This window comes from Mycobacterium sp. NGS67 (genome assembly GCF_059812185.1).
In genome coordinates this window covers 132,620-139,874 of the sequence record NZ_JCALCF010000014.1, presented here as the reverse complement: position 1 = coordinate 139,874, position 7,255 = coordinate 132,620, and the positions used below count along the sequence as shown (strand labels likewise).

The window sequence follows — 7,255 nt, the reverse complement described above, 5'->3', positions numbered from 1 at the left end:
ATGCCCGTAGTAGCGTCGGGTAAGTGACTGATACGCCACGCGAATTCGACATCATCCTGTATGGGGCAACCGGCTTTGTGGGCAAGTTGACCGCCGAATACCTCGCCCGCGCCGGAGGGGACGCGCGGATCGCGCTGGCCGGCAGGTCGAAGGATCGCCTGGCCGCCGTGCGCAAGGACATCGGGGCAGCAGCGGAGTCGTTCTCGCTGGTCTCAGCCGATGCCACCGACCAGTCGACGCTCGAGGAGATGGCCGCCCGAACCCGCGTCGTGATTACCACCGTGGGTCCGTACACCAAGTACGGGCTGCCGCTGGTGGCTGCGTGCGCCGCCGCCGGCACCGACTACACCGACCTGACCGGTGAGGCCAACTTCGTCCGGGAGAGCATCGACGTCTACCACAAGCAGGCCGCCGACACCGGCGCCCGCATCGTGCACGCCTGCGGCTTCGACTCGGTGCCCTCCGACCTGACCGTCTTCGCGTTGCACCGCGCCGCCAGCCAGGACGACGCCGGCGGTTTGACCGACACAAACCTGGTCGTCCGCTCGTTCCGCGGCGGCCTCTCCGGCGGCACGATCGCGTCGATGTTGGAACTGATGCGTGCCGCTTCCAACGATCCCGACGTGCGCCGTCAGCTCCTGGACCCCTACACGCTCAGTGACGACCGCGACGCGGAGCCCGATGTCGGACCGCAACCCGACCTGCCGTTGCGCCGTGGCAACCGGATCGCCCCCGAGCTGAACGGGTTGTGGACTGCGGGGTTCGTGATGGCGCCCTACAACACCCGAATCGTGCGACGCAGCAACGCGTTACTGGACTGGGCCTACGGGCGCGAGTTCCGCTACGCCGAAACCGTCAACCTCGGTTCGTCCCCCCTGGCGCCGGTCGCGTCGGCGCTGGTCACCGGGGCCAGCAACGCCGTGTTCGGACTGGGTAGTCGCTTCCTGAGCGTGCTGCCGGAGAAGTTGGTGGAACGTGTCGTCCCGAAGCCCGGGACCGGTCCCAGCGCGAAGTCCCGCGAGCGCGGCTACTACAAGCTCGAGACCTACACCACCACGACCTCGGGCGCGCGCTATGTGGCCCGCATGGAACAGCGTGGCGACCCCGGCTACAAGGCGACCTCGGTGATGCTGGGCGAGTGCGGCCTGGCGCTGGCCAAAGACCGGGACAAACTTCCCGACCTGCACGGCGTGCTGACCCCGGCGGCGGCCATGGGCGATGCGCTGCTGGCGCGGTTCCCGAGCGCGGGTATCTCACTGAAGACCGAACGATTGACATGACGGACTAGTGTCGATATTGACTCGTCTGTAGATACCAGCAACGAAGGTGGAGAGTGATGGCCGGGCTCGATGACCTCTATGCGCAGATTCCCACGACGGACATCGCCACCAAACTCGGTGCCGATCAAGGCGAAGTCGACAAAGCGGTTCATACCCTGGTGCCGGTGCTGCTGAGCGGGTTGCAACACACCTCGCAAGATCCCGAGCACGCCAGCAAGATAGAGTCCGCCGCCAGCGGGCACGCCGCTCGCGGCCTGCTCGACGCCGGCGGTGGGGTCGACCAGGTCGACGAGGATGACGGTCACCAGGCCGTAGCAACACTGTTCGGCGGCAAGGACACCGATCAGGTAGCAGCAGCGCTGTCAAGCGGCGGTGCCGGCAACAGCGATCTGCTCAAACAACTGCTACCGGTCGTCCTGCCAATCGTGTTGGCGTACATCGGAAAACAGCTCGGTTCCGGTGGTGCAGCCGAGACCAGTGCCTCGCAACAGAAGACTTCCGGTGGGGGACTGGGCGACATCCTGGGCAGCATCCTGGGCGGTGGCGGCCACGACAAGTCGCTCGGCGGCATCCTCGGCAGTGTGCTGGGCAACAAGGGTGGCGGCCTCGGAGACATCCTCGGTGGCCTGCTCGGCGGCAAGAAATAAGCAGCGCGACAACAGGATTGCGTTGAGCGCAAGTCTGTTTAGCCGGTAACGGGATCGGTAACTTCCAGTTCGGGGCACCAGGACCGCAACGGCCGCGCAGGGTGGCCGGTACTCGGGATCGACAGGGATGGAGAGGAAAAGTCATGTCAGACACGCTCACTGAGGGACAGAAGCTGGTACGGGGAGAGTCATTGGTCTCCAACAACGGGGCCTATACCTTGACCCTGCAGGATGACGGCAATCTGGTGCTCGCCGTCTGGGGTAGGGCGATCTGGTCCACCTCCACCAACGGACAAGAGGTGGTGCGCGCCGAAGTGCAGCGCGACGGCAACTTCGTCCTCTACACCGCGGACAAGCCGGTGTGGCACTCCGACACCAAGGGCAAGAAGCAGGTCAAACTCGTCCTGCAGGACGACCGCAATCTGGTGCTGTATGCCGCGGACGGCGCGGCGTGGTCGACCAAGACGGAGACCGACCAACCGCCGCCGCCCGCGCCGGCTGCCGCAGAGCCGGCTGCCGCAGAGCCGGCCGCTGTGGATCTCGACGACAAGAGTGCAGACGCGCCGGAGCAGAGCGCGGTGGCAGAGCCGGTCGGCGAAGCGGCGCCAGAACCTGCGCCGGAACCCGCGGCGCGGACCTACACCGTCGTGTCCGGCGACACGCTCTGGGCAATCGCCGAGCGCTTCTACGGCGACGGCAGCAAGTACCAGGCGATCGCGGACGCCAGCAACATCCCCAACCCCGACCTGATCTACCCGGGTCAGGTGCTGACGATTCCCTGACCCCTGGCCGGGCCTGCGGGATTCAGGCCCATGGGCGACGGCGTGGCTGGCGGTTCCTAGAATTGTCCGGTGACCGCCAGCCCCCGCCCCGCCGACGACCAGCTGCCCAAGTCGTGGGATCCGGCCGCGATGGAAGGCGTCATCTATCAGAAGTGGCTGGATGCCGGCTACTTCGCCGCGGACCCGCACAGCACCAAGCCCGGCTACTCGATCGTGCTGCCGCCACCGAATGTGACGGGCACTCTGCACATGGGTCACGCGCTGGAACACACCATGATGGATGCGCTAACCCGCCGCAAGCGGATGCAGGGTTACGAGGTGCTGTGGCAGCCGGGAATGGACCACGCGGGCATCGCCACCCAGAGCGTGGTGGAAAAGCAACTCGCGGTAGACGGCAAGACCAAAGAGGACTTCGGCCGCGAGTTGTTCGTCGAGAAGGTGTGGGACTGGAAACGCGAGTCCGGCGGCGCGATCGGCGGGCAGATGCGCCGACTCGGCGACGGTGTCGACTGGGGCCGCGACCGGTTCACCATGGACGAGGGTCTGTCGCGTGCGGTGCGCACGATCTTCAAGCGGCTCTACGACGCCGGGCTGATCTATCAGGCCGAGCGACTGGTCAACTGGTCGCCTGTGCTGGAGACGGCCATCTCCGACCTCGAGGTCAACTATCAGGACGTCGAAGGCGAGTTAGTGTCGTTCCGGTATGGCTCGCTCCATGACGCCGAACCGCACATCGTGGTCGCCACTACCAGGGTCGAGACCATGTTGGGGGACACCGCGATAGCGGTGCACCCGGACGACGAGCGCTACCGTCACCTGGTCGGTGCCAGGCTGCCGCACCCCTTCGTGGACCGCGACATGATCGTCGTCGCCGACGAGCACGTCGACCCCGAATTCGGCACCGGCGCAGTCAAAGTCACACCCGCGCACGACCCCAACGACTTCGAGATCGGCCTGCGCCACCAGTTGCCGATGCCGTCGATCATGGACACTAAAGGCCGGATCGACGGCACCGGGACGCAATTCGACGGCATGGACCGCTTCGAGGCCCGCGTCGCGGTGCGCGAGGCGCTGGCGGCGCAGGGCCGGGTGGTCGAGGAGAAGCGACCGTATCTGCACAGCGTCGGGCATTCCGAGCGCAGCGGCGAGCCGATCGAACCGCGGCTGTCGCTGCAGTGGTGGGTGCGGGTCGAGTCGATGGCCAAGGCCGCCGGTGACGCGGTTCGCAACGGCCACACCGTGATTCATCCGGCCAGCCTGGAGCCGCGGTGGTTCGGCTGGGTCGACAACATGCACGACTGGTGCATCTCGCGGCAGCTGTGGTGGGGTCATCGGATCCCGATCTGGTACGGGCCCGACGGCGAGCAGAAATGTGTCGGGCCCGACGAGACGCCTCCGCAGGGCTGGGAGCAGGATCCCGACGTGCTGGACACCTGGTTCTCCTCGGCGCTGTGGCCGTTCTCCACGATGGGCTGGCCGGAAGAGACGCCGGAGCTGGAAAAGTTCTACCCCACAAGCGTTCTGGTCACCGGTTACGACATCCTGTTCTTCTGGGTGGCCCGGATGATGATGTTCGGCACTTTCGTCGGCCAGGACGACATCATCACGCTGCGCGGCAACCGTGCCCCGCAGGTGCCGTTCACCGATGTGTTCCTGCACGGTCTGATTCGCGACGAGTTCGGCCGCAAGATGAGCAAGTCCAAGGGCAACGTCATCGACCCGCTGGACTGGATCGACACGTTCGGCGCGGATGCGTTGCGGTTCACGCTGGCCCGCGGTGCCAGTCCCGGCGGTGACCTGGCGATCGGCGAGGACGCCGTGCGGGCGTCGCGCAACTTCGGCACCAAGCTGTTCAACGCGACCCGCTACGCGCTGCTCAACGGCGCCGCCTTGGCTCCCTTGCCCCCAGCAGAACATCTCACCGACGCCGACCGCTGGATCCTGGGCAGGCTGGAAGAGGTCCGGGCCGAAGTGGATTCGGCCTTCGACAGCTACGAGTTCAGCCGGGCCTGCGAGACGCTCTACCACTTCGCCTGGGACGAATTCTGCGACTGGTACCTGGAGCTCGCCAAAACCCAGCTGTCGCAGGGTATTACGCACACCACCGCGGTGCTGGCCGTCGGGCTGGACGCGCTGCTGAGGTTGCTGCATCCGGTGATCCCGTTCATCACCGAGACGTTGTGGCAGGCATTGACCGGTCAGGAATCGCTGGTAATAGCCGATTGGCCGCAGCCCTCCGGTATTGCACTGGATCCGGTTGCCGCACAACGGATCACCGACATGCAGAAGCTGGTGACCGAGGTGCGGAGGTTCCGAAGCGATCAGGGCTTGGCGGACCGGCAGAAGGTGCCCGCACGGTTGGTCGGTGTCGAAGACGCCGATCTGAGCAACCAGGTGCCCGCCGTGACGTCGCTGGCCTGGCTCACCGAGCCGGGTGCGGATTTCGCCGCGTCGGCCTCGCTGGAGGTGCGGCTGAGTGCGGGCACGGTGGTCGTCGAACTCGACACCTCCGGCACCATCGACGTGGCGGCCGAACGCCGTCGCCTCGAAAAGGACTTGGCCGCAGCGCAAAAGGAGCTGGCCTCCACCGACGCCAAGCTGGCCAACCAGGACTTCCTGGCCAAGGCGCCCGAAGCCGTCGTCGACAAAATCCGGGCCCGCCGACAACTCGCGCAGGAAGAGTCCGACCGGATCACCGCCCGATTGGCAACGCTGCGGTGAACGCCGAGCCTTCCGGACCGGACTGGACGGAACAGATCGCGGAACCGGCCCCGACACCCGACGAGATCGCGTCGCTGCTGCAGGTCGAGCACCTGCTGGACCAGCGGTGGCCGGAAACCCGCATCGAGCCGAGTCTGACCCGGATCAGCGCTCTGATGGATCTACTCGGTTCGCCGCAGCTGAGCTATCCCTCGATCCACATCGCCGGCACCAACGGCAAGACCTCGGTGGCCCGGATGGTCGACGCGCTGCTCACCGCGTTGCAGATGCGCACCGGGCGCACCACCAGCCCGCATCTGCAGTCCGCGGTCGAGCGAATCTCCATCGACGGCAAGCCGATCAGCCCCGCGCGCTATGTGGCGACCTACCAGGAGATCGAGCCGTTCGTGCAGATGATCGACCAGCAGTCGGAACAGGCCGGGGGCCCGGCCATGAGCAAGTTCGAGGTCCTGACCGCGATGGCGTTCGCGGCGTTCGCCGACGCGCCCGTCGACATCGCGGTCGTCGAGGTAGGCATGGGCGGTACGTGGGACGCCACCAACGTGGTCAACGCCCCGGTGGCGGTCATCACCCCGATCGGCATCGACCACGTCGAATACCTCGGGCACGACATCGCCGGGATCGCCGGGGAGAAGGCGGGCATCATCACCCGCGCACCCGACGGGGCGCCCGACACCGTCGCGGTGATCGGGCGACAGGCGCCCGAGGCGATGGAGGTGTTGTTGGCTCAGTCGGTGCGCGCCGACGCGGCCGTCGCCCGCCAGGATTCCGAATTCGCGGTGCTGGACCGGCAGGTGGCCATCGGCGGCCAGGTGCTGACCCTGCAGGGCCTGGGCGGGGTGTACTCCGAGATCTACCTGCCCTTGCACGGGGAACATCAGGCCCACAACGCGGCGCTGGCGCTGGCCGCGGTCGAAGCCTTCTTCGGTGCCGGCGCGCAACGTCAACTCGACGTCGACGCCGTCCGGGCCGGCTTCGCCGCCGTCACCAGCCCTGGCCGGCTGGAACGAATGCGAAGTGCCCCAACGGTATTCATCGATGCCGCGCACAATCCGGCCGGAGCCGCCGCGCTGGCACAAACGCTGTCCGACGAATTCGACTTCCGCACGCTGATCGGGGTGCTCAGTGTCATGGCCGACAAAGACGTCGACGGCATCCTGGCCGCGCTGGAACCGGTGTTGGACTCGGTCGTCGTCACCCACAACGGGTCGCCGCGCGCGCTGGACGTCGAGACGCTCGACCTGGCGGCCCAGCAGCGGTTCGGGCCCGAACGGGTGATCACCGCCGCGAATATGCGCGACGCCATCGACGCCGCGACAGCGTTGGTGGACGCCGCCGCCGAGGAAAGCGACGCGTACTCGGGCACCGGCATCGTCATCACCGGCTCGGTGGTCACCGCCGGGGCCGCGCGCACGCTGTTCGGCCGGGATCCGCAATGACCGCGCCGGCTCCCGACCCGTGGAAGAGCTTCGCCGGGGTGATGGCGGGCACCCTCATCCTGGAAGCGATCGTGGTGTTGCTGGCCATACCGGTCGTAGGGGCCGTCGGCGGCGGCCTGAGTGCGGCATCGCTGAGCTACCTGATCGGTTTGGCCGCGCTGTACATCCTATTGGCCGGCGTGCAGCGCAAGCCGTGGGCGATGTGGGTCAACCTGGGCTTCCAACTGCCGCTGGTCGCCGGGTTCCTGGTGTATCCGGCCGTCGGATTCGTCGGACTGTTGTTCGTCGGAGTGTGGTCGCTGATCGCTTATCTGCGCGCCGAGGTGCGCCGGCGCCTCGAGGTCCGAGCTTCGAAACCGCCGCCGGATTAGCGACTGGGTCCTGCG

The 7,255-nt window shown here is 66.9% G+C and carries 6 protein-coding genes; all 6 read left to right on the top strand.

Annotated features, from left to right (window positions below; all coding sequences use genetic code 11):
* Positions 1 to 23: 23 nt before the first annotated feature.
* Complete coding sequence (locus AC5Y4D_RS15575; protein ID WP_500037572.1) at positions 24 to 1,280, top strand: saccharopine dehydrogenase family protein; 1,257 nt, start codon at positions 24 to 26, stop codon at positions 1,278 to 1,280.
* 56 nt (positions 1,281 to 1,336) lie between these two features.
* Positions 1,337 to 1,927 carry a DUF937 domain-containing protein gene (locus tag AC5Y4D_RS15570; RefSeq protein ID WP_499992148.1) on the top strand — a complete coding sequence of 197 codons (591 nt, stop codon included), beginning with the start codon at positions 1,337 to 1,339 and terminating at the stop codon, positions 1,925 to 1,927.
* 143 nt (positions 1,928 to 2,070) lie between these two features.
* Entirely contained in the window at positions 2,071 to 2,709 is a 639-nt protein-coding gene (locus AC5Y4D_RS15565; RefSeq protein ID WP_500037571.1) for a LysM peptidoglycan-binding domain-containing protein, read from the top strand.
* A 69-nt stretch (positions 2,710 to 2,778) separates the two neighbouring features.
* Complete coding sequence (locus AC5Y4D_RS15560; RefSeq protein WP_500037570.1) at positions 2,779 to 5,430, top strand: valine--tRNA ligase; 2,652 nt, start codon at positions 2,779 to 2,781, stop codon at positions 5,428 to 5,430.
* Positions 5,427 to 6,869 carry a bifunctional tetrahydrofolate synthase/dihydrofolate synthase gene (gene folC, locus AC5Y4D_RS15555; protein ID WP_500037569.1) on the top strand — a complete coding sequence of 481 codons (1,443 nt, stop codon included), beginning with the start codon at positions 5,427 to 5,429 and terminating at the stop codon, positions 6,867 to 6,869. Before AC5Y4D_RS15560 ends, folC begins: the two co-directional genes overlap by 4 nt.
* The gene (locus tag AC5Y4D_RS15550; RefSeq protein ID WP_500037568.1) at positions 6,866 to 7,240 is read left to right on the top strand and encodes a DUF4233 domain-containing protein; all 375 of its coding nucleotides are present in this window, start codon (positions 6,866 to 6,868) and stop codon (positions 7,238 to 7,240) included. The genes folC and AC5Y4D_RS15550 overlap by 4 nt, the downstream gene beginning before the upstream one ends.
* The last annotated feature ends 15 nt before the right edge of the window (positions 7,241 to 7,255 follow it).